Here is a 19,620-nt window from a genome sequence, read left to right as displayed (position 1 = left end):
ACATCCCGACGCGGTCCGCGCCGATCGACTCAGGGGGCAACAACAACGGCCCACCCTAGCCTGCGCACCCAACCCCGCCACCGCCCGCCCGCGTCACCGTTACATCACACCACGCACAGTCACCCAGCCTCAGAAGCCGACGGCGTTGTGCGGAGCTCGGTCCTGCCGGAACATCGCGTCCACCAGCGACAATACGCCGGTGCCGTGCTCAGTGATCCGTCCAGCCTGTCCCAGTACGGTCGCTCCGACTCCACCGAGGTACAGCGAACCCAACTCGTTCACGCTCAGGCTGATGTCTGCTGCCGCATCCGACGGCGAACAGCTCGCTCCATCCGGCGAAGCATCCAGCCGCCATCGCCCGGCATTCCACCGACACAGGTCGTCCGACACATCCAGCACGAGCGATCCGCTCGCGGTGTACGTGCGTGCTTCCAAAGCCGCGCGTACGTCGAGAATCCGCAGCCAGAGGTTGTCACGCGTACGAGTGACCTTCAGCACGCGTGGATTCGTCAACATCCAGCGCAGTGGCTCATCAACCGGCCGCTTGGCCGCGACCACGCGCGTCGTGAGATCGAAGTCGAGCAGCAACCCCCACAGCGCCCGGTAGGCATCAAACGTGAGCGCTTCGAAGGCCTCAACCTGCAGTACGCCGGCCTGCTCGGCATCCGGCGACCATGGCAACCGGAACAACGCCGCACCATCGACATCGCCGTCAGCATTCCGGTGCACCAGATGATGCGCCGGTCCGGAGCCGTCCGCGGGCATTCCGGCTGTTCCGAGCCCATCCCACTTGCCCGGAAGCGCACTGATCTCGCCCACCCGCACCGCGCGCACCTGCTCATGCAACACCGGCCACACGCCAGCCGCGACCACTCCATCCACCAAGTCGAGCGAACCCGAGTCGCTGAAGTCCGCGCGGAACACAGCGTCGGTACGACGGACCTCCCACCGGTGCTGGAAGGTCGCCGGCGAAAACCCATACCGCCCGTAGATCGTGCCCTCACTCGCACTCAACCCAGCCAAGAACTCACCGCGCTGCCGGCAGTCGTCGAGCATCGCGGTCATGATCTTCCGCAGCAGCCCCCGCCGCCGGTACGTCGGCAACACCGCAGTCGACGTGACACCGCCGAGCGGCACCCGCGCCCCACCGGGAAGGGTGACCTGAACCGACACGATCGCCGAACCGCCGGCGATCCTGCCGTCCACGAACGCCGCCTGCGGACGGAACCAGTCGCTCTGCGCCTCCTCGACGTACCGATCGAGCTGCTCCTCGGTCGCCGGGACCTGCGGCGGCCAGGCGGCCCGACCGGCGTACCAGGCTGACGGTTCGGGCTCCTCCTGCGGGAAGCCGTTCACGTACGGCAGGACGCGCAGGTACTCCCTGGTCTCGGCCCGGGTGACCGGCCTGACCTCGATGATCGCCATGTCACCGTTTCTACGGACAGGCGGTCAGGCCGGCACTCCATTTAGGCGAGCTCTACATGCTGGCGATGAGTTTTTCGACTCGTTCGTCGTGGGACTTGAAGGGGTCTTTGCAGAGGACGGTGCGTTGGGCCTGGTCGTTGAGCTTCAAGTGGACCCAGTCGACGGTGAAGTCGCGGCGGCGCTCCTGCGCTCGCTTGATGAACTCACCGCGGAGCCGGGCCCGGGTCGTCTGGGGCGGCACCGACTTGGCCTCGAAGACGCGCAGGTCGTCGACCACGCGGGTGACGGCGCCCCTGCGCTCGAGCAGGTAGTACAGACCGCGGGGGCGGTGGATGTCGTGGTAGGCCAGGTCGAGTTGCGCGACCCGCGGGCTGGCCAGGCCGAGGTTGTTCTGCTGGCGGTAGCGCTCGATCAGCCGGTACTTGATCACCCAGTCGATCTCGCGCTCGATCCCAGTCAGGTCGCCGGACTCGATCGCCTTCAGCGTCCGCTCCCACAGCGACAGCGCCCGCTCCACCGCCGGCGTCCCGAGCTCGCGGCGGTCGACGAAGTCGCGCGCCTTCGTCAGGTACTCACCCTGGATGTCGAGGGCGCTGGCCTCGCGCCCGTTCGCCAGCCGGACCTCGCGGCGGCCGGTCATGTCGTGGCTGATCTCGCGGATCGCGCGGATCGGGTTGTCCAGGGTCAGGTCGCGCATCACGATGCCGGCCTCGATCATCCGCAGCACCAGGTCGGTGCTGGCCACCTTCAGCAGCATCGTGGTCTCGGACATGTTCGAGTCGCCGACGATCACGTGCAGCCGGCGGAACCGCTCGGCGTCCGCGTGCGGCTCGTCGCGGGTGTTGATGATCGGGCGGGACCGCGTGGTCGCGCTGGAAACGCCTTCCCAGATGTGCTCGGCCCGCTGCGACACCGAGTAGACCGCGCCGCGCGGCGTCTGCAGCACCTTGCCGGCCCCGCAGATCAGCTGCCGGGTGACCAGGAACGGGATCAGCACGTCGGCGAGCTTGGCGAAGTCGCCGTGCCGGCTGACCAGGTAGTTCTCGTGGCAGCCGTAGCTGTTGCCGGCCGAGTCGGTGTTGTTCTTGAACAGGTACACGTCGCCGAAGATGCCCTCGTCGTGCAGCCGCTTCTGCGCGTCGACCAGCAGACCCTCGAGGATCCGCTCACCGGCCTTGTCGTGCGCGATCAGGTCGGTGACCGAGTCGCACTCCCCGGTCGCGTACTCCGGGTGGGAGCCCACGTCGAGGTAGAGCCGCGCCCCGTTGCGGAGGAAGACGTTGCTGCTCCGCCCCCAGGACACGACCCGCCGAAACAGGTACCGCGCCACCTCGTCGGGGGTCAGTCGGCGCTGACCGCGAAACGTACAGGTGACGCCGTACTCGTTCTCCAGACCGAAGATTCGCCGGTTCACATCACCCACACTACGGCGCCCTTCCGACAACCGGGTCATGTCTCAGGCGCGCCGTCGTCCGGTGTTATCCCTTTGATGTCAACCAGCGCCCAACTTTCCGGCCGTCACCTGCATCGTGCTCGGTGACTACAACGTCGTTCTGGAGGCCGGATGAAGAAGACGCGGACCACCGCGGCACTGCTCGGTACGGCGCTGCTGGCGGCCGTACTGACGCCCGGATCGGCGCAGGCCGATGCCGGGCGGGCGACTGCGACCTGCGGGCTCACTCTCGGGGCGGTGACGAGCGCGGGCGATCACAAGTTCCAGAGGATCACCGCGACCTCGCCTGTGACCACGACCAAGCCGGCCGTCGGACCGGCCGGGCTGTTCCCGGTCGACCAGGTCCGGCTCGCCGGTGCGGTCGGGCAGCAGCTGGATCCGCCGTCCGGTCTGGCGCGCAGTGGGTACGTGACCATCGTCAACGAGCTGTACGGGTTCGACTACGTCGTCGACCAGACCACCGGTCAGCTCGACCCGGACTCGGTCAAGCAGTGGCGGGTCGGCGGCGGCTGGACTCCCGGGTACACGTACTTCGAGGAGTCGAGGTACTCCGACCCCGGTTACTCGCGGACCAACACCTACGCATTGCAGGGCGGCGTCATCTGGCGGTGGACCGTGGACAAGCTGGCGTGGCGCAGCAAAGCGGCGTACCAGGGCTTCTCGACGCTGAAGACGATGACTCTGATCAGCCAGACCCGGACCTACGACACCTTCCTGGCCAGTACGCGCGGTGGCGCGCTCTACACGATCCGGATCCCGGTGACCGGCACTCCGGTGGTGAAGAAGGTCCGCACCGCCACCTGGCAGGGCTTCGAGACCTTGATCGCGGAGAGGTGCGGCAGCCAGAGCACTCTGCTGCTGGGTATCGACAAGGACACCCGGATCGCCTACCTGTACGCCGTCAGCCACGCCAACGGCGCCGCAACAGTGATCAAGGGTCTGGGCCAGGTAGGCACCGAGTTCGCCGACAAGACGTACTTCCGCTTCTACGGCGACGCTCCGGAGGCCCCGAAGCTCTACGGCGAGTGAGCACCCGCCACCTTTGTTCCTGATTTTCGGGTGTAACACTGGCCGGTGGAGGTATTGACCATGGGCCTGACTCGGGTGGCGATCGCGGACGACGATGTGCTGCTGCGTGAAGGGCTGGCCAGTCTGCTGGAGCGGTCCGGGTTCTCGGTCGTGGGGCAGGCTGGGGACGGGCCGGAGTTGCTGGCTGTGGTGCGGAGTCAGGGGCCTGATCTGGTCATCGTCGACATTCGGATGCCGCCTCTGCATTCGACCGAGGGGCTGGATGCGGCCGACGTCATCCGGCGCGAGTACCCCGAGACCGCCGTACTGCTGTTGTCGGCGCATGTGGAGGTCGAGCATGCGATCCAGCTGATGGCGGCCGGCCATGGCGTGGGCTATCTGCTCAAGAGCCGGGTGACGGACGTCGAGGAGTTCCTCGAGAGTCTGCGGCGGGTCGCCCGCGGTGGGTCGGTGGTCGATCCCGCTGTGGTGCAGGAGCTGGTCGACACCCGGCACCGCCACGACCCGCTGGAGGCCCTCAGCGATCGCGAACGGGAGGTACTGGCGCTGGTCGCGGAAGGCCGTTCGAACGCCGGTGTCGCCCGCCGGCTGTGGGTCACCGAGGGGACGGTCGAGAAGCATGTCCGCAGCATCCTCACCAAGCTCGACCTGCCCGAGGCCGACGACGATCACCGCCGCGTCCTCGCGGTCCTGACCTACCTGGGCGGCACTCACCGCAGGTCGACGTGAGCGGCGGAGTCGCGCGCCGGGTCGCCATCGCCAGCGGACTGCTGATGCTGCTGGTCGGCACCGGGTTCGCAGTACTGCTCTTCTCGGTCCAGGACCTCCGTGGGTCGGAGCAGCAGGCCAGGCATTCGGCAGCGGTTCTCACCAATGCTCATCAGGTGGAGCGGTTGGTGTCCGACCTGGCGTCCGGGCAGCGCGACTTCGTCATCACCGGTCAGGAGAAGTTCCTGCAGCCGTGGCAGATGGCCCAGTCGGAGTTGCCGGCGCAGACGTCAGCGCTGGACCAGTTGGTGGCGGGCAGCCCGGGCCAGCTCACCCGCGCCGAGGAGGTCAGCCAGGACGTGACCTCCTACCTGCGCGACTACTCGCTGCCGCAGGTCGAGGCGGCCCGGCGGAACCCGACGTCGGCGCGGACCGAGGCCGTCATCGCCGAAGGCGCTCGCCGGGTCACCGCGATCAGATCGGTCCTCGACCAGCTGATCGGCGCGGAGCAGCAGGCGTCGGCGGCCGAGCAGTCGCACTCGGATACGATCGCCGGCCGGGCTGCGCTGGCTGCCACGACTGGTCTCGTCGGTTCCGTGGTCCTCGTCCTGGGCTTCACGATCTACCTCACCCGGGCGATCGTCCGGCCGGTGCTGGTGACGGCGGCGATGGCGGACCGGCTGGCCGCCGGCGACCTCGACGTACGCGTTCCTGAAAAGGGTGTCGGCGAGATCCGCACGCTGGAGCGCACGTTCAACACGATGGCCGACTCACTGGGCGAGGCCACCGCCGATCTGGCTGCGTCCCGGGCACGCCTCGTCAGGGCGGCAGACGAGACGCGCCGGCGGATCGAGCGGGACCTGCACGACGGGATCCAGCAACGCCTGGTCTCGTTGGCTCTCGACGTACGAGCGATTCAGGCGGACAGCCCGGATTCGCTTCCGCAGCTCGACGAGGTCGCTGATGGCCTGTCTGTCACCCTGGACGAGCTGCGCGAGATCGCGCGTGGCATTCACCCGGCGATCCTGTCCGAGGGCGGCATCGGTCCGGCGGTGCGCACGCTCGCGCGCCGGTCGAAACTCCCGGTCGAGGTCGAGGTGGACTTCGCCGACCGCCTCCCACCACCGATCGAAGTTGCCGCGTACTACGTGGTCTCCGAGGCCCTGACGAACGCGGCCAAGCATGCGAGCGCGTCGTACGCATCCGTCGAGGCCCACCTCGAGGACGGTCGGCTGCGACTGTGCGTCCAGGACGACGGCGCCGGCGGCGCGGACCCGACGAAGGGTTCCGGGCTGATCGGGCTCGACGACCGCGTGCAGGCACTCGGTGGAACGCTCGTGGTCGAAAGCCCTGTAGGAGAAGGCACAACGCTCTCGGTGTCCCTGCCGATCACTTGAGCGACATTGTGCAGGCAGCAGGAATGTCAGCGGGGTCGAGCACTGCGATGCTGGTCAGCATGGTGCGGTGCCTGATCGTTGATGACAGCCGGCGCTTCCTCGATTCGGCGCGCGGACTGCTGGTGCGCGAGGGGGTCGCCGTCGTCGGTACGGCGACAACCTCAGCCGAAGCCACCGACCTGGTCGAGCGGCTGCGGCCCGACGTCGTACTGGTCGACATCGACCTCGGCGGGGAGAGCGGCCTCGACCTGGTCACGCGGCTGCGCTCGGCCGGCTCGGCGACGCCGATGATCCTGATCTCGACCCATGCCGAGCAGGACTACGCGGACCTGATCGCGGCGAGTCCCGCGATCGGCTTCGTGGCGAAGTCAAGGCTGTCGGCCGGCGCCATCCAGGGACTACTGAACGATGCCACCGGCAACTGATTGCCGGTGGCATCGCGGTGTAGTGCCTGACAGGCCTGCTCAGCCGGATCGGCCGCGCCGGACGACCGCGTCGAAGCCGGCCGCGAGCAGCAGCACCGCACCGGTGACGACCCACTCGTAGCCCGAGGAGTTCGCACCCTGGATCAGGTCGCTCATGCCATTGATGATCACGGCAACCACCAGACCGCCGAGAACGGCGTCGATCATCCGGCCACGGCCACCGAACAACGAGGTGCCGCCAATCACCGCAGCGCCGACCGCCAGCAGCAGCGTGTTGCCCGCGCCGGCGTTCGACTGGACCGACTGCAGCAGCGAGGCCGCCACCACGCCGGAGATCGCGGCCATGCCGGAACAGATCACGAACACGGAGATCCGGATCTGCGACACGGCCACACCAGCACGCCGGGAGGCCTCCTCGTTGCCGCCGACGGCGTACACCCGCCGGCCGTAGCGGGTACGGCTCAGCGTGAAGTGCCAGACCACGAACAACAGCACCAGCAGGACGACCACCCACGGTTCGCCCTGCGCTTTGTTGCTGAAGAACGCGTTCGTGATCAGGTTGCGGTTGATGCCCATCTCGTAGGTGAACGCGCTGCCGAGCACCGCCACCACAACCACCTTCGCCACGATCACCGGGACCGGTGTGGCAGAAAGCCCGGTACGGCGTCGGCCGCGGGCGTCGGCCAGTTTGATCGCCGCGTAGCCGAGGACGAATACCGCGAGCAGGGTCCAGCCCAGCCACAGCGGGAGGAAGCTGTTCTCCAACGCGATGATCGGCGAGCCGCCCGGCAGGATCACCGAACCCTGGCCGCCGACGAGGATGAGCGTCGCCCCTTGGAACGCCAGGAACGTCGCCAGCGTGATCACGAACGACGGGATACCGGCGCGGGCGCGGAGCCACCCCATCACGAACCCGATCACCAGTCCGACCGCGAGGCCGGCGAGGACTCCGAGCCACCAGGGCGCGCCGTGCCGCAGCATCAGCACCGCCATGATCGCCGAACAGAGACCGCCGGTGGTGCCTGCCGACAGGTCGATCTCCCCCAGCAGCAGAACGAAGACCAGCCCCATCGCCATCACGATGATCGGTGCGGCCTGGATGACGAGAGCCTCCAGGTTGTAGGCGCTCAGGAAGCCCTGGTGCACGATCGCGAAGAAGGCGGTGATGACTACCAGGCCCACCACGGCCGGAGCCGACCCGAGCTCGCCACCTCGTAGGCGGGCCAAATAGTCCCGCACATAGGCGCTGAGCGCGCTCGGGCCCTTGACCGGTTTGCGTTCCGGCGCCTCGGCTTCGACGACCTGGGCATTCACGTGGTCGCTCCGATCTCAGTAGGCAACCCGAGCTCGCCCGAACGGCCGGTGGTGATCAGCTCGACCACCTGCGTCTGGTTCACATCGGTACGCCGTACCTGCGCGGCCATCCGGCCCAGGAAGAGGACCGCGATCGAGTCGGCCACCTTCAGGACGTCATTCATGTTGTGCGACACGAGGACCACGGCAACCCCGCGATCGGCCAGCCGGCGGACCAGGTCGAGCACCTGCTCGGTCTGGGCCACGCCGAGCGCCGCGGTCGGCTCGTCGAGGATGACGATCTTCGAGCTCCACAGCACGGACTTGGCGATCGCGACGGTCTGCCGCTGGCCGCCCGACAGGCTGGCCACTCGTTGCCGGACCGAACGGACGGTCCGGACCGACAGCGCGGCCAGGGTCTGCTGGGCCAGCTGCTCCATCGCGTTCTCGTCGAGCGTGTGCAACCGGGTGATCTTCTCGCGGCCGAGGAACATGTTGCCGACGACATCGAGATTGTCGCAGAGCGCCAGGTCCTGGTGGACGATCTCGATGCCGAGCTGCGCCGCGTCCCTCGGTTCGTGCAGGTGCTGCGGCGTACCGTCGATCCGGATCTCGCCCGCGTCGATGCGGTGGATGCCGCCGATGCACTTGACCAGCGTCGACTTGCCCGCACCGTTGTCGCCGACCAGGGCGGTGACTTCACCTGCCGCGGCGTCGAAGTCGACGGCCGACAGCGCCAGGACCGGGCCGAACGACTTGCCGACGCCGCGCAGTTCGAGAGTCGTCACGGGGTGTGGATTCCGTTCTCCGCGCACACCTTCACGAGCGCGGGAGTCGGGCAGACCGAGGTTGCGGTCTCGTAGCCATCGGTGACCGGCAGAGCGACGTTCTTCTTGGTGATCACGGTCGGGTCTGCCAGGTACGACGGGACCTCGCGACCGGTCGTCGGGTCCTTGGTCGTCGCCGGGGCGGTCGGCTTCTGGCCGGCCAGGATCTGACCCGCGAGCTTGATCGCGACGTCGGCCTCACCCGCGACGGGCTTGTAGATGGTGAAGCACTGGGTGCCGGCCATGACGTTGTCGAGGCCGCCGGCGGTGGAGTCCTGCCCGGACACCGCGACCTTGCCGGCCAGGCCCTGTGACTTCAGTACGTTGATGACGGACTGCGCCATGGTGTCGTTGGCCACCATGACCGCGCCGAGGTTCGGGTGCTGGCCCAGCATCGTGGTGAACACGGTCTGTGCGGTCGCGGGATCCCAGTTGCCGGTCTGCTCGGCGAGCTTCGTCCAGCCGGGCTGCTTCGACAGTACCGAGTTGTAGCCCTGGGCAAACAACGTCGCGTTGTTGTCGGTCGGTGCCCCGTCGACATCGACGTACCCGACCGTGGTCTTGCCCTGCACCTGCGGGCACTGGGTCAACGCGGTGCCCTGGTCCTCGCCGACCTTCACGTTGTCGTAGGAGACGTAGTACTCGGCGGTGCCGCCGGTGGTCAGGCGGTCGTAGTCGATCGTGACCACGTTGTGCTGCTTGGCGAGCGACTCGATCGCCTTGCCGGATCCCGAGTCGAGGTTCGTCACCAGCAGTACACCGACGCCTTGGTTGATCAACGCCTGGGCCTGCGCCTCCTGCGTGGTCGCGCTGGCGTTCGCGTTGTCGATGTAGCAGGTGAGCTTGTTGTCGGCGCATTGCTTGCGCAGCTCGTTGGGATCGGCGGAGACCCAGCGCGGCGAGGACGCCGTGTCGGGCAGCAGGATGCCGACCTTGGTGTTGGCCGGCGGAGCGCTACTGCTCGTCGACGGGTTGTTGTTATTGCCACAGGCAACTAGTCCGGCCAGCAGCACCGTGGTCAGCGCCACGGCCTTCACTGGTGTTCGCAACGTAGGTGTTCGCATCGTGGGTCCTTCGGCTCGCCGCAGGTTTCTCCCGTCAGCATGCGATCTACCCGGCGGGAAATCGTCGCCGCTGGCATCCATCCGCGTTGGCTGCCAGCAGCAACCCGCCGTACCGGCTAGCGGGGGGTCCGGGACTGCAGTCAGCGTTACTGCCGCACCGGTCCAAGCCGCGTCATGGTGCTGCCATGGCCATTTCTGCGGCAACACCCTCGGCCCGGCAGAGCCGGCCGGGGCTGAAGCGGGACATCGGTTTCGTCGGCTTGATCTGGGCCTCGGAGGGATCGATCATCGGCTCCGGCTGGTTGTTCGGAGCGCAAGGCGCACTGTCCACGGCAGGCCCCGCGGCGATCATCTCCTGGGTGATCGGCGGCGCCGCGATCCTGATCCTGGCGCTCGTGCACGCCGAGCTGGGCGGCATGTATCCGGTCTCCGGCGGTACGGCCCGGTTCCCGCACTACGCCTTCGGCGGCGCGGCCGGCGCTTCCTTCGGCTGGTTCTCCTGGCTGCAGGCGGCAACGGTGGCGCCGATCGAGGTGCTCGCGATGATCACCTACGGCCAGCACTACTCGTGGGCGAACGGCTGGCTCAAGACTTCCAACGGGCAGCACATTCTCACCGGGAGCGGGATCGTAGTGGCGATCCTGCTGATGGCGGCGATCACTGCGATCAACTTCCTCAGCATCCGGCTGCTCGCCCGGACCAACAGTACGGCGACCTGGTGGAAGGTCGGCATTCCGCTGCTGACGATCTTCGTGCTCGCGATCGCCCAGTTCCACGGCAGCAACTTCACCGCCGCGGACGGCTTCAACCCGTACGGCGCCAAGGGCATCCTGTCCGCGGTCTCGACCAGCGGCATCATCTTCGCGCTCCTCGGGTTCGAACAGGCCGACCAGCTCGCCGGCGAGAGCAGCAATCCGCGGCGGGACATTCCGCGCGCGGTGATCGGCTCGATCGTGATCGGTGCGGTCATCTATGTGTTGCTGCAGATCGTGTTCATCGCGGCGCTTCCCGCGGATCAGGTCAAAGGCACCTGGTCTACCGCGGCTTTCGGCGCGCTGACCGGTCCGTTCGCGCAGCTCGCGTCGCTGCTCAGCCTCGGCTGGCTGGCCGCGATCCTCTACATCGACGCTATCGTCTCCCCCGGCGGCACCGGTCTGATCTACATCACGGGCAGCTCGCGTGTGTCGTACGGACTGAGCCGGAACGGCTATGTGCCTTCGGTTTTCGAGCGGACCAACCGGCGCGGTGTGCCGTGGGTCGGGCTGATCGCGGCCTTTGTGATCGGGTGCATCTGCTTCCTGCCGTTCCCGAGTTGGCGGTCGCTGGTCGGGCTGATCACGAGTGCGAGTGTGTTGATGTATGCCGGTGCGCCGTTGTCGCTGGGGGTGTTCCGGAGTCGGTTGCCTGAGGCCTATCGCCCGTACCGGCTGCCTCGCGCCAGTTGGTTGTCGCCGCTGGCGTTCGTGGTCGCGAACCTGCTGATTCTCTGGTCGGGGTGGACGACGGACTGGAAGCTTGGGGTCGCGATTCTGATCGGGTACGTGATTCTGATCGGCAACCGGGTGTTCAAGCTGAACTCGATCACGCCGCAGCTCGACCTGCGGGCGGCGCAGTGGCTGCCGGTGTATCTGGTTGGGATGGGGTTGATCGTCTATCTGAGTGACTTCGGGCCGTTGAAGCACCCGTGGTTCCCGCTGTGGTGGGACATCGTGGTGGTCGCTGTCTTCAGTCTGGCGATCTACTTCTGGGCGATCGCGGTGGCGCTGCCGGCCGAGCAGATCCAGCACATGGTCGACCAGATCGTCGTACCGGAGGAGGCGGACCTGGCGTCGTGAGCGGGCGGACCTCCCGCACTCACCAAGCGCCGATCAGGGGCGGCCGCGGTCGCCGGGCGAGCGTGATGTGACCCCGCCACGCGACGTTGGTGAGTGGCGGGGGTCCCAGCAGCCTTCGGCCCGGTGGCGGGGGCTTGGAGGGGTTCGCGGGGGCTGGGACACGGTATGACGTGTCTCAGCCCTCGGGTTCTTGTGTCAGGTCCCGGCTAGAGGTCGACCAGGTCCAGGAGTTGGCCTAGTTCCTTGGGGTCCAGGGGGCGGAGCTCGCCGGTGTGGAGGTTGCCGCGGCGGACCGGGCCGATGGCGGTACGGGTGAGGCGTTTGACCGGGTGGCCGATGGCGTCGAACATCCGGCGGACGATGCGGTTGCGGCCCTCGTGCAAGGCGATCTGGATGAGGGTGCGGCCGCGGATGCTGGAGATGACCTTCACCGTGTCCGCCTGCGCCGGGCCGTCGTCGAGGTCGACACCGTCGAGGAGTCTGCGCAGTACTCCCGGTTTAACGTTGCCTTCGACTTCGGCGACGTACGTCTTGGAGACCTCGTACGACGGATGCGCGAGACGGTGCGCGAACTCACCGTGGTTCGTGAGCAGCAGCAACCCCTCGGTGTCGGTGTCGAGCCGGCCGATGTGGAAGAGGCGCTCCGAGCGATCCTGCACGTAGTCGGCGATACAGGGCCGGCCTTGGGGGTCGGCCATCGTGGTGACCACGCCGCGGGGCTTGTTCAGTACGAGGTAGACGTGGGCGCTGACCGGCGGAATCCGTTCGCCGTCCACCCGGATGACCGACACCTCAGGATCCACTCGCACCCCGAACTCGGTCACCACCGCGCCATCAACCTCGACCCGGCCCTGCTCGATCATCAGCTCAGCATTCCGCCGACTGGCCACGCCGGCCTGAGCCAACGCCTTCTGCAACCGAATCCCAGCTTCATCCCCCATCCCGCACCTCCTCCCGGGACCCCGAATCCCCATCAGCCCCGCGATCCGCCCCAACCAACCCGTCAGCCCCACCCGCCGGCCCTACACCCACAGACCCATCCGCGGGTTCTGCTCCCGCGGTGCCGTCCTCGGGGTCTGCTTCATCGGCCAGCTCGTGTTCGAGGTGCTCGGCGCCGTCCGCCGGCTCCGATTGGCCGGCCAACTCGTCCGCCGACTCCACCCGATCCGAGTCTGCACCCGCCCCGATCCCATCCGCACCCTCGTCGACGTCATGCTCCTCATCGACATCGAGGTCGGCCGGCTCGCCGGCCCTCAGGTCGCCGTCGATGCCCGTGTCAGCGTCATCCGACTGGTCCGCCGATAGCTCGTCTGCGTCAGCCTCGTCGGTGGGCGGCGTACTTGGCTCGTCAACGGCCGCCTCGTCGGTGGGCGACGTACCTGGGTTGTCTTCGGTGGGCGTGGCTTCTGGCGAGGTGGGGGGTGGGAGGGTTTGGGCGGCTAGTTCGTCCTCGATGTCGTCCATGTCGGGGAGGTAGGGGGCTAGTTCGGGGAGGTCGTCGAGGGAGTGCATGCCCATGCGCTCCAGGAAGTACGACGTGGTGCGGTAGAGCGTTGCCTGGGACTCGGTGTCGGAGCCGGCCTCCTCTACCAGGCCGCGGGCGACGAGCGTACGCACGACGCCGTCGACGTTCACGCCGCGGATGGCGGAGACTCGGGCTCGGCTGACCGGCTGTTTGTAGGCGACTACGGCCAGGGTTTCGAGCGCGGCTTGGGTGAGCCGGGCCTGCTGGCCGTCGAGGACGAAGCGTTCTACGTACGGCGCTGCCTCGACGCGGGTGTAGTAGCGCCAGCCGCCGCCTACCTCGCGGAGATCGAAGCCGCGGCCCTGATCGGTGTACTCCTCGGCCAGGGTGCTCAGCGCTGCTGACACGTCGCCTGTGGGGCGGCCGACCGCGCGCGCCAACGTCAGCACCGGTAGCGGCTCGTCCGTCACCATCAGGATGGCCTCGAGGGCGCGGCGCATGGTGTCGTCGTCGATCACCACCTCCTCCCCGACGGGCACCTCGGTCTGCCCGGGCGGGAGGTGGTCCTCGTCCTCTAGTAGGTCGTCCTCAACGTCACTCGGTACGACGTTCTCCACGGAGTCAGCCTCGTCAGCGGAGTCGGCGGAGGTGGTGTCGGCGGCGGACTCGGCTCCCGCCGGCTCGTCATCAGCAGCAGACGCGGACACGCTGTCGGCGTCCTCGGCAGACGGGGCGGCCTGATCTGGCGCACCGGCCTCGGGGTTGACTTCCGCAGCGTCGCTGGACTGGGCTGGGGCGCCGGGGTCGGTTGGGGTGGTTGGTTCGGTCACTGGTTTGCCGTCTCGTTGGGTTCGTGGGGCGGCTGGGGGGCGTCTTCTTCGGTGAGGGACTCGCCCGGTTCCAGGAAGGTGGTGTCGTCGGAGACCGTAGGGGCCTCGCCGTCTTCGGGCGGGGGCTGGGATTCCTCGTCGAATTCGTCGGAGACGTCTACTTCGCCCTCGTCGGAGCCGGTCCAGCGGATGGTTAGTTCGCCGAGCGGCGTTACCTGGTCGAAGGTTACGGCGGCCTCGCGGAAGAGTTCCAGGAGAGCCAGGAAGCGGCAGACGGTGGTGACGGTGTCGGGGGAATCCGACACCAGGGCACGGAAGGTCGTGCTGCGCTGACGACGTAGGCGGTCGACGATCACGACTGCTTGTTCGCGGACCGTCACCGTCGGCGCGTGCAAGTGGGCGAGTGACACACCTTCGGGTACGTCGGTCTTGGGCGCCAGCGCGCGGGCGGCCAGGGCGGCGAGTCCGGCGGGGTCGATGCCGAGCAGTACCTCCGGCAGCAGTTCGGCGAATCGCGGCTCCATGCCGACCGCGCGCGGGAAGCGGCGCGACTCCTGTGCCATTCGCTCCTGCATCAGCACCGCGATCTGTTTGAACGCGCGGTACTGCAAGAGTCGCGCGAACAACAGGTCCCGCGCCTCCAGCAGCGCCAGGTCCTCGTCGTCCTCGACCTCGCCCTTGGGCAGCAGCCGCGCCGCCTTGAGGTCGAGCAGCGTCGCCGCGATCAGCAGGAACTCCGACGTCTGGTCCAGGTCCCACTCCGACCCGAGCGCCTTGATGTGCGCGATGAAGTCGTCGGTGATCACCGAGAGGGCGATCTCGGTGATGTCCAGCTTGTGCTTGCTGATCAACTGCAGCAGCAGGTCGAACGGCCCCTCGAAGTTGACCAGGTGGACGCTGAAACCCTTGCCCTCGGCAACAGCACGAGCATCCCCCGAGGGCAGTTCCAAGGGTAACGAGTCCGACACAGTCACTCCGAGGCCTTGAGCCGCCGTACCAGCACCGAGTCCGGCCCGTGGTCGACGAAGTCGGCCAGCAGTACGTCGATCGCCTCGCGGACGATCCGGCCGCGGTCGGCCATCAACCCGTGCTCGGCCCGGAGCGCGAGTCGTGTCTGTTCCAAGCCGAGTAGCTCCTCCTCCGTCACGTACACGGTGATCTTCGTGTCGTGGCGGATCCGACCACTCGATCTGCGGTCGTCGTCGACGGCCGTGCGGGACCGCACGGAGGCGGTCGACGGTCCATCGGTGGTGGTGCGCTTCTCGGGTCTGGTCTGCTTCGGTGCCGCACCCCCGAAGAGTTCACTGGCACCTGGCAGGCTCACCCGGCGGGACAACGCGCCAGCACCTCCTTGGCAAGATCGCGGTACTGGTGCGCCGCGGACGAGGACGGGGCATACGTCGTGATGGGCTCGCCGACGACCGTGGTCTCGGGGAACTTGACGGTACGCCGGATGACGGTGTGGAAGACACGTTCGTCGAAGGCCTGGACCACGCGGTCGAGGACCTCCCGGGCGTGCGTCGTACGCCCGTCGAACATGGTGCCGAGGATCCCGACGATCTCCAGCTTCGGGTTCAGCCGGTCCTGCACCTTGCCGATCGTGTCGGTCAGCATGGCCAGTCCGCGGAGCGCGAAGAACTCACACTCCAGCGGTACGACGATGCCGTTCGACGCGGTCAGCGCGTTCACGGTGAGCAGACCGAGCGACGGTGCGCAGTCGATCAGGATCACGTCGTAGTGCGGGATGATCGGCTCGAGCACCCGCTGCAGGGTGTACTCGCGGGCGACTTCCTGGACGAGCTGCACCTCGGCCGCGGACAGGTCGATGTTGGCCGGCAGCAGGTCGAGGTTGTCCACCCGGGTCGGCCGGATCACCTCGTCCGGGGTGATGTCGCGCTGCATCAGCAGGTTGTAGACCGACAGCTCCAGGTCGTGCGGCTGCACGCCGAGCCCGATCGAGGCCGAGCCTTGCGGATCGAAGTCGATCAGCAGCACCTTGCGGCCGGTCTCGGCGATCGCCGCGCCGAGGTTGATCGTGGTGGTGGTCTTGCCGACGCCACCCTTCTGGTTGCACATCGCGATCACCTGCGCCGGCCCGGTCTTCGTCGGCGGCTGCGGCACCGGCAAGTCCGGCAACGGCCGGCCGGTCGGTCCGATCTTGTTCCTCGGACCGTGCGCGTCATTCACAGGTGCGATGTCCTCCGCGGTGAGCTTGGCCGTCGGCCTCGGCATCTCCGCATAGTTGTCGGGTGGGGTCAGGTTCCGCTGCGGCTGCGGGGTGGCAACCGGCTGGGAGACCGTCGGCGCGATCGGCTGGGCCGGCGACGGGAACTGCTCGGTGCCCGGGAATGTCGACTCGTTCATGACTCGTCAAACCTTTCAACCGATACGGGCGATCCCAGCGACTGTAAGCGTGCATTCAAGCACTCTCAACCAGCCACTCCGCACCGGGGTGGGGTGGTTTGTCGACAAAGCTCCGGACACGGCCGATCACCCCATCCGGATGACCAACCGTAATCAGATGATCGCACACAGTCCCCGATCATCCAGCACCGGGGCTACAGTTTCACGAGCTCCGCGATTCCCCGAAACTCGGCACGACGAAGCGCCGGACCCCCCGCCGCCGCGGACACGAGCTGCGCGTGCGGCGGCCTGGATGTCGGTCATGAGGAGAGGGCGCGGGGGTGGGAGGTTGCGTAGACCTCGCGGAGTTTGTCGACGGTGACGAGGGTGTAGACCTGGGTGGTGGTGACGGAGGCGTGGCCGAGGAGTTCTTGGACTACTCGGACGTCGGCGCCGCCGTCCAGGAGATGGGTCGCGAAGGAGTGGCGGAGGGTGTGCGGGGAGATCTCCTTGGCGATCCCGGCGCGTTGTGCGGCCCTTCGCAGTACTGTCCAGGCGCTCTGCCTCGACAACCGGCCGCCGCGAGCGTTCAGGAAGAGGGCAGGAGTGCCCCGACCACGAGACACCAACTCCGGACGGCCACGGACCTGGTACGCCGACAACGCCTCGCGGGCGTAGGACCCGACCGGGACGACCCGCTCCTTGCTGCCCTTGCCACGCAGCAGAACCGCATTGGTCTCCAGGTCGATGTCGTCCACGTCCAGCCCGACCGCCTCGGAGATCCGAGCGCCGGTGCCGTAGAGAAACTCCAGCAGGGCAGCATCCCGGGTTGCCAGTACGGCGGGCTCCGCTTCAGCCCCCGCGGCTGCGGCGAGGATCCTGGTCACCTCGTCGACGGACAGTGCCTTGGGCAACCGTTGCGGCGGCGCGGGCGGCTTCACCGCCGCCGCGGGATCCACCGCGGTGAGCCCTTCCCGCAGACAGAACCGATGAAAGCCGCGGACGGCGACCACCGTCCGGCCGGCGCTGGACGCGGTGAGCGGCGGATGGTCGGCGTCGCCCTCGCGCAACCGCATCAGGAAGTCGCTGACCGCGGCCTCCGAGATCCGGCCGAGGTCGTCGATCCCGGCCCCCGCGAGGTAGTCGCCGTACCGGCGCAGGTCACGCCGGTACGACGCCAGAGTGTTCGCGGCCAGGCCGCGTTCCACCGTGAGGTGGTCCAGGTAAGCGCTGACCGCCCGGGCGATACCCGGAATTGTGCTCAGACGAGCACCTCGTCGAGCTTGCGCTGGGACAGGTCGTGCGCCTCGGCGATCGGGCCGTAGGTGACGTGCCCGTCGAAGGTGTTCAGGCCGAGCGCCAGGCTGTGGTCCTGCTTCAGCGCCTCCCGCCAGCCGAGGTTGGCCAGCTCGATCGCGTACGGCAGCGTCACGTTGGTGAGTGCGTACGTCGAGGTGTTCGGCACCGCGCCGGGCATGTTGGCGACGCAGTAGAACAGGGAGTTGTGGACCTTGTAGACCGGGTCGGCGTGCGTGGTGGGACGCGAGTCCTCGAAGCAGCCGCCCTGGTCGATGGCGATGTCGACGAGCACGCTGCCCGGCTTCATCCGGCGGACCAGGTCGTTGCTGACCAGCTTCGGCGCCTTGGCGCCGGGGACCAGCACGGCGCCGATGACCAGATCGGCCTCGAGCACCGCGCGCTCGATCTCGTACGAGTTCGCGGCGATCGTCAGCAGGTGGCCCTGATAGATCCGGTCCGCCTCGCGTAGCCGGGCGATGTTGCGGTCGAACAGCTGGACCTGTGCCTGCATGCCGAGCGCGATCGCGGCCGCGTTCATGCCGGAGACGCCCGCGCCGATGATCACCACGCGGGCCGGGTGCACGCCGGACACGCCGCCGAGCAGCACGCCACGGCCGCCGCCCTGCGCCATCAGGTGGTACGCGCCGGACTGCGGCGCGAGCCGGCCGGCCACCTCGCTCATCGGAGCCAGCAGCGGCAGCGATCCGTCCGGCAACTGGACCGTCTCATACGCGATCCCGGTGATTCCGGACTCCAGGAGCGCGTCGGTGCACTCCCGACTGGCGGCCAGGTGCAGGTAGGTGAACAGGACCTGGTCCTTGCGCATCCGGTGGTACTCCTCGGCCACCGGCTCCTTCACCTTGAGCACCAGCTCGGCTTCTGCCCAGACCTCGTCCGCCGTCGGAAGGATCCGCGCCCCCGCCGCGACGAACTCGTCATCGGGGATCAGCGAACCGCTCCCCGCCCCTTGCTCGATCAGAACCTCGTGCCCGTTGCGCACGAACTCGTGCACTCCGGACGGGGTGATCGCCACCCGATATTCGTGGTTCTTGACTTCCTTCGGAACTCCGACCTTCACAGCTCGCCCTTCTTTCCCGATCCAGGTGTGCGGCCCACGTCGTTGTGTCCGCGGCCCGGCGTGAGGGGTGATGCCAGGTCGCTGCTGAGTGTAAGCCCGCGAAGTTCATACCACTCGACCGGATGGTCTGATCGTTGTACGACTCGCAGAACTGTTGCCCGGCGGTTCGGTTACACTCCTATAAGACGCGGTGGCACCCCGTGACGTTCGCACCGGAATCCCTTGCCTCGCAGGCTTTGCGCAATCTTGACGCAATCTCCACGTCTGTCTTTACACCAGTCTTGCACTGCCCCGAAAAGCCAACGTTCCTGCTCTTCCAGTACCCCCATTCCAATCGTTTGAGGGAAGGTTCTGACATGGACGCTGAGATCGCTCTCCCGGGCGGCAACGTCGGCGGCGCGGTCCGGGTCGGCGACACGGTCCGGCGCGCGACCGGCCCGTGGACGCCGGCAGTTCATGGCCTGCTCAACTACCTCGCGGACGCCGGCCTGACCGGCGTCCCGCGGGTGCACGGTTTCGACGACCAGGGCCGCGAGATCCTCGACTACCTCCCGGGTACGTCGTACGGCCCCGAAGTAGCGGACGAGGTGCTCGCGGACGCCATACGGTGGCTCGCGGACTATCACCGGGTGGTCGCGTCGTACCGGCCCGAGGGCGAGATCGTGTGGCGGACCAGCCGCAGCGAACTCGCGGCCGATCAGATCATCTGCATGCACGACTACGGGTATTACAACTGGATCGGCTCCGCGGACGGGTTCAGCGGCGTGATCGACTGGGACATGGCCGGGCCGGGCGTCCGGCTCGACGACATCGCGTTCACCGCGTGGAACACGGTCCCGCTCGCCGTCCCGATGGACCCCGCCTACCAGGCCGCGCGACTGCGCCTGATGGCCACCTCGTACGGCGGTGACGTGTTCACGCCGCGGCAGATCCTGGACGGCGCACCGATCCGGGCGCAGCGGTCAGCACGCGTCATCCGCGCCGGACAGGTCGCCGGTGACCCGGGCATGCTCAATCTCGGTACGGTCGGTGAACCCGAACGCACCGAGCGTCGACTGAAGGACCTGCAACGTCGCGTTCCGGAGATCGGCGCCCACCTCTGACGTGACAGCCATCATTGACGGACCTACCGGCCGGTCAGGGATGCTT

General features: G+C 67.8%; 18 protein-coding genes. 6 read left to right on the top strand and 12 right to left on the bottom strand.

Annotated elements, in window-relative coordinates:
• Positions 1-129 precede the first annotated feature (129 nt).
• Positions 130-1,425: a GNAT family N-acetyltransferase gene (locus ACZ3HV_RS36990; protein WP_465691458.1), complete on the bottom strand. Its 1,296-nt coding sequence runs from the start codon at positions 1,423-1,425 to the stop codon at positions 130-132.
• A gap of 52 nt (positions 1,426-1,477) precedes the next feature.
• Positions 1,478-2,839, bottom strand: coding sequence for a Pup--protein ligase (gene pafA / locus ACZ3HV_RS36985; protein WP_465691456.1), 1,362 nt, complete (start codon positions 2,837-2,839; stop codon positions 1,478-1,480).
• Positions 2,840-2,989: 150 nt separating this feature from the next.
• Here pafA and ACZ3HV_RS36980 point away from each other — a divergent pair, with 150 nt between their 5' ends.
• The 4 genes from ACZ3HV_RS36980 to ACZ3HV_RS36965 are packed head-to-tail and all read left to right on the top strand — an operon-like array spanning position 2,990 to position 6,437.
• Positions 2,990-3,907 (top strand): hypothetical protein, encoded by a 918-nt coding sequence (locus tag ACZ3HV_RS36980; RefSeq protein ID WP_465691454.1) that lies wholly within the window; start codon positions 2,990-2,992, stop codon positions 3,905-3,907.
• 60 nt (positions 3,908-3,967) lie between these two features.
• Positions 3,968-4,636 carry a response regulator transcription factor gene (locus ACZ3HV_RS36975; RefSeq protein ID WP_465691452.1) on the top strand — a complete coding sequence of 223 codons (669 nt, stop codon included), beginning with the start codon at positions 3,968-3,970 and terminating at the stop codon, positions 4,634-4,636.
• On the top strand, positions 4,633-6,012 hold the full coding sequence (locus tag ACZ3HV_RS36970; RefSeq protein ID WP_465691450.1) for a CHASE3 domain-containing protein: 1,380 nt from the start codon (positions 4,633-4,635) through the stop codon (positions 6,010-6,012). Before ACZ3HV_RS36975 ends, ACZ3HV_RS36970 begins: the two co-directional genes overlap by 4 nt.
• Positions 6,013-6,035: 23 nt before the next feature.
• Positions 6,036-6,437 carry a response regulator transcription factor gene (locus ACZ3HV_RS36965; RefSeq protein ID WP_360368356.1) on the top strand — a complete coding sequence of 134 codons (402 nt, stop codon included), beginning with the start codon at positions 6,036-6,038 and terminating at the stop codon, positions 6,435-6,437.
• A gap of 39 nt (positions 6,438-6,476) precedes the next feature.
• Here ACZ3HV_RS36965 and ACZ3HV_RS36960 read toward each other — a convergent pair whose 3' ends face one another.
• The 3 genes from ACZ3HV_RS36960 to ACZ3HV_RS36950 are packed head-to-tail and all read right to left on the bottom strand — an operon-like array spanning position 6,477 to position 9,621.
• The gene (locus ACZ3HV_RS36960) at positions 6,477-7,751 is read right to left on the bottom strand and encodes a sugar ABC transporter permease (RefSeq protein ID WP_465691448.1); all 1,275 of its coding nucleotides are present in this window, start codon (positions 7,749-7,751) and stop codon (positions 6,477-6,479) included.
• Positions 7,748-8,518 carry an ATP-binding cassette domain-containing protein gene (locus ACZ3HV_RS36955; RefSeq protein WP_465691446.1) on the bottom strand — a complete coding sequence of 257 codons (771 nt, stop codon included), beginning with the start codon at positions 8,516-8,518 and terminating at the stop codon, positions 7,748-7,750. The genes ACZ3HV_RS36960 and ACZ3HV_RS36955 overlap by 4 nt, the downstream gene beginning before the upstream one ends.
• Entirely contained in the window at positions 8,515-9,621 is a 1,107-nt protein-coding gene (locus ACZ3HV_RS36950; protein ID WP_465691444.1) for a sugar ABC transporter substrate-binding protein, read from the bottom strand. The genes ACZ3HV_RS36955 and ACZ3HV_RS36950 overlap by 4 nt, the downstream gene beginning before the upstream one ends.
• Before the next feature lie 185 nt (positions 9,622-9,806).
• Between ACZ3HV_RS36950 and ACZ3HV_RS36945 the strand changes: the two genes are divergently transcribed.
• Positions 9,807-11,456 carry an APC family permease gene (locus ACZ3HV_RS36945; protein WP_465691442.1) on the top strand — a complete coding sequence of 550 codons (1,650 nt, stop codon included), beginning with the start codon at positions 9,807-9,809 and terminating at the stop codon, positions 11,454-11,456.
• Positions 11,457-11,662: 206 nt separating this feature from the next.
• On the opposite strand, the gene ACZ3HV_RS36940 is transcribed toward ACZ3HV_RS36945, so the two are convergent.
• The 7 genes from ACZ3HV_RS36940 to ald all read right to left on the bottom strand — a co-directional run bounded on the left by ACZ3HV_RS36940 (position 11,663) and on the right by ald (position 18,471).
• Positions 11,663-12,397 carry a pseudouridine synthase gene (locus ACZ3HV_RS36940; protein WP_465691440.1) on the bottom strand — a complete coding sequence of 245 codons (735 nt, stop codon included), beginning with the start codon at positions 12,395-12,397 and terminating at the stop codon, positions 11,663-11,665.
• On the bottom strand, positions 12,387-13,751 hold the full coding sequence (gene scpB, locus ACZ3HV_RS36935) for an SMC-Scp complex subunit ScpB (RefSeq protein ID WP_465691438.1): 1,365 nt from the start codon (positions 13,749-13,751) through the stop codon (positions 12,387-12,389). Before scpB ends, ACZ3HV_RS36940 begins: the two co-directional genes overlap by 11 nt.
• Positions 13,748-14,719: a segregation and condensation protein A gene (locus ACZ3HV_RS36930; protein WP_465691436.1), complete on the bottom strand. Its 972-nt coding sequence runs from the start codon at positions 14,717-14,719 to the stop codon at positions 13,748-13,750. Before ACZ3HV_RS36930 ends, scpB begins: the two co-directional genes overlap by 4 nt.
• A 2-nt stretch (positions 14,720-14,721) precedes the next feature.
• Positions 14,722-15,075 (bottom strand): hypothetical protein, encoded by a 354-nt coding sequence (locus tag ACZ3HV_RS36925; RefSeq protein WP_465691435.1) that lies wholly within the window; start codon positions 15,073-15,075, stop codon positions 14,722-14,724.
• The gene (locus ACZ3HV_RS36920) at positions 15,072-16,115 is read right to left on the bottom strand and encodes a ParA family protein (protein ID WP_465691433.1); all 1,044 of its coding nucleotides are present in this window, start codon (positions 16,113-16,115) and stop codon (positions 15,072-15,074) included. The genes ACZ3HV_RS36925 and ACZ3HV_RS36920 overlap by 4 nt, the downstream gene beginning before the upstream one ends.
• A gap of 299 nt (positions 16,116-16,414) precedes the next feature.
• On the bottom strand, positions 16,415-17,350 hold the full coding sequence (gene xerD, locus ACZ3HV_RS36915; RefSeq protein WP_465691568.1) for a site-specific tyrosine recombinase XerD: 936 nt from the start codon (positions 17,348-17,350) through the stop codon (positions 16,415-16,417).
• A 5-nt stretch (positions 17,351-17,355) separates the two neighbouring features.
• On the bottom strand, positions 17,356-18,471 hold the full coding sequence (gene ald / locus ACZ3HV_RS36910; protein WP_360368332.1) for an alanine dehydrogenase: 1,116 nt from the start codon (positions 18,469-18,471) through the stop codon (positions 17,356-17,358).
• A gap of 356 nt (positions 18,472-18,827) precedes the next feature.
• Here ald and ACZ3HV_RS36905 point away from each other — a divergent pair, with 356 nt between their 5' ends.
• A complete protein-coding gene (locus tag ACZ3HV_RS36905; RefSeq protein ID WP_465691431.1) occupies positions 18,828-19,574 on the top strand; it encodes a phosphotransferase in 747 nt (248 codons plus the stop codon).
• The last annotated feature ends 46 nt before the right edge of the window (positions 19,575-19,620 follow it).

This window comes from Kribbella sp. NPDC020701 (assembly GCF_055562215.1).
Note: the sequence above shows the minus strand (reverse complement) of the source record. Positions and strands in the feature narration are given on the sequence as shown.